The following is a 2,455-nucleotide window of genomic DNA, read 5'->3' as shown; positions in this document are numbered from 1 at the left end:
TTTAATCTTCATCTACTTGAAATTCTTCAACTTCTCCAGTTTCTGGGTTTAGTAAAGTAACAAATCCTATCTTTTTGAAAGACTTCCAACAGCAATGATATACTACTATATGATCTATATCAAATGGATTATCTGTAAAACTATTAATCTTGTGCAGTTTAATAGATTCATAATCTATACTAGTCTTTCTTATCTCTGGATTATTACCTGCTCCAGGTCTTTGATCAATAAGTTCTAGTAGTTCATTCAGTTGTCTTTCAGACATTTTATCATAGAACCTGTCGTATATTTCAGTAGCAGACATGATCATCTTTCTACGACACCAAGCAGCATCATCTATGAATTCTAAGTCTAAAGAATGTTCATAATCAAAATACATAGGGTTCACTCTTTCTACATAAGGATCTCCATTGATTACACCTATGTAATATATTTCTTCTCCACCTATTAAAGCATCTTTCCAGCCTTTATAGAATTCATGAGTAAGATTTAATTTTCTCTTGAGGAATTGTAATGCATGATAAGCTTCAGTTTCTGCTATATCTTTATAATCTTTCTGTACATACTTAGCTATAGCTTCCGGAGTCTATATTTCTCCTGTAGCTAATGCTTGTTCATATCTAGCTGCTTGTTCTGGGCTTAACTTACTTGCTATAGTAGCTTGAATATAATCCATTAGCATTTCTTTAGCTTTTTCCTATAGTTCACTAGCAGCTATATCACTTGTACGTTGTGGATAAAAATTAAAAGGTCTTTTGGTTTCTTCACCAAGTAACTGATCTACATATGGTTTAATAATATTATAATCCTATGCCATAGCAGGAAATCCATCATCTTGTTTAAATGGATTAGTTACATATTTAAGATCCTTTTCATTATATATACTATTGTATAAATCATAGTAAGTCTACATCTCGTCAGATCTAGATCTACCATTACCACCAAATCCTGAATCTCCAGCGCCTACTACATAATCTACGCAGGCTTCTTTCCAGGCTTGTGTCTTTTTTGACATTGGTAGTTTCTGTGCAGGGAAACTTTTAGTATTCTTCATAGTTAAAATGTATATACATTATCGTCATTAGAAAATACTCTAGGAGTATCATCGTTAAACCAACTCTGCGCAAAAATTGGTCCATCAAAGAGCATCTTCTATTTATTTTCTTTTTCTTTCTTTTTAACAACTACATTATATAGTTGTTCTCTATATATCATAACCTACATCAACGCCATCACTCGGTCAAAGTTACCTGTATCATTATAGCTTATTAGCTCTTCTAATAGCGGCTCTGATAGTATTCTGGTTAGGTTTTTCTTACCTGGTGCATACTCTTCATTTAACCATTCTTTGATCATGCCTTCTCCCCATTGCTTTATCTACTTATTCATATGACAACCTTTTCTTCTTTGTACTTTAGAATTACTAACTATGTCATTAATAATATCAGGTTGATCAGCTAATAAGTAATCACAATGTTTAGCAGTAAAGTAAGGGAATAGACCTTTGCGTTCATTTTCATACATTATACGTGCATTATAGTATAATGCTAACTTACGTAAGTTTTCATAGTATTCCTCAGCTGTTGCAGGTCTACCAGTATATTCAGCTACTATAATATCATAGTACTCTTCAAAGTTCTAAAACCTCTTATATACTATAGATGATCCTAATGAATTAGTACCAGACTAATCATGATCATAAGGGTCTACACCTATTATATATAATCCAGCTGTTGCATCTTTAGCAGGATGTTCCCATATAACTATTGAACCAGTAGGATCATCATCTTTACCAAGTGGATACTTAGTAACATCACCGTGTTTCTTAGGTATCCATTTGATATTACCAGACTCATCAAATATTAAATCACCCACTTGTTTATGATTCTATAACTAAGTATTAGTACGAATAAGTCCTAATTGCTCCTGTAATTCTTTCTTAGGAAATATATTACCGTTAAATTCTAGCATTGCTTCTTGTGGAGTAATAGGACGCTCTGCAACATAACGGTCTATAGCTGTAGTATTAGTAGCTGTACTTATTACCTTTCTACGTTCATCTAATATAAATTCAAGGGAAGGTTTAGTAATAGTATTACCATCATCATCCATGTATATTCTATTACCATCATCATCTCTAGTATCTAGATTAGTATACTATGGAACAAAGAATCCACACAATTTATCTGTAGGTGTACTATCCCATATGTTCTCAAATCCTAAACAATTGTATCCATCTGGATTATAGAACATATCTTTCATAGTTTCAAATGCAGAGCCTTCGTCACCACCAGTTCCCCATACAATCATAGTACCAAACGCTACACCGTCTTGTTCTACAGATGGTCTAGCAATTTGCCACGCAGCACCTAATTCTGAGAATGAACCTCCTTCTTCAAATAGAATTAATTTGGCACGTTTACCACGTACTACATCAGGATTATCTTTCAAAGTA

Annotated in this window: 5 protein-coding genes; all 5 read right to left on the bottom strand. The window is 33.1% G+C overall.

What is annotated here, in order from left to right:
• Position 1: 1 nt before the first annotated feature.
• A complete protein-coding gene (locus tag GH681_RS22685; RefSeq protein ID WP_153163771.1) occupies positions 2–304 on the bottom strand; it encodes a hypothetical protein in 303 nt (100 codons plus the stop codon).
• Between the two features lie 914 nt (positions 305–1,218).
• A complete protein-coding gene (locus tag GH681_RS22680) occupies positions 1,219–1,356 on the bottom strand; it encodes a hypothetical protein (RefSeq protein WP_153163770.1) in 138 nt (45 codons plus the stop codon).
• 330 nt (positions 1,357–1,686) lie between these two features.
• Positions 1,687–1,875 carry a hypothetical protein gene (locus GH681_RS22675; protein WP_153163769.1) on the bottom strand — a complete coding sequence of 63 codons (189 nt, stop codon included), beginning with the start codon at positions 1,873–1,875 and terminating at the stop codon, positions 1,687–1,689.
• 18 nt (positions 1,876–1,893) lie between these two features.
• Positions 1,894–2,112, bottom strand: a complete 219-nt coding sequence (locus GH681_RS22670) for a hypothetical protein (protein ID WP_153163768.1) — start codon at positions 2,110–2,112, stop codon at positions 1,894–1,896.
• A gap of 45 nt (positions 2,113–2,157) precedes the next feature.
• Positions 2,158–2,455, bottom strand: a 298-nt coding sequence (locus GH681_RS23420; RefSeq protein ID WP_194271319.1) for a hypothetical protein, incomplete at its 5' end; no start/stop codon positions are given.

It is taken from the genome of Zoogloea sp. 1C4 (genome assembly GCF_009469605.1).
Classification (GTDB): domain Bacteria; phylum Pseudomonadota; class Gammaproteobacteria; order Burkholderiales; family Rhodocyclaceae; genus Zoogloea; species Zoogloea oryzae.
Note: the sequence above shows the minus strand (reverse complement) of the source record. Positions and strands in the feature narration are given on the sequence as shown.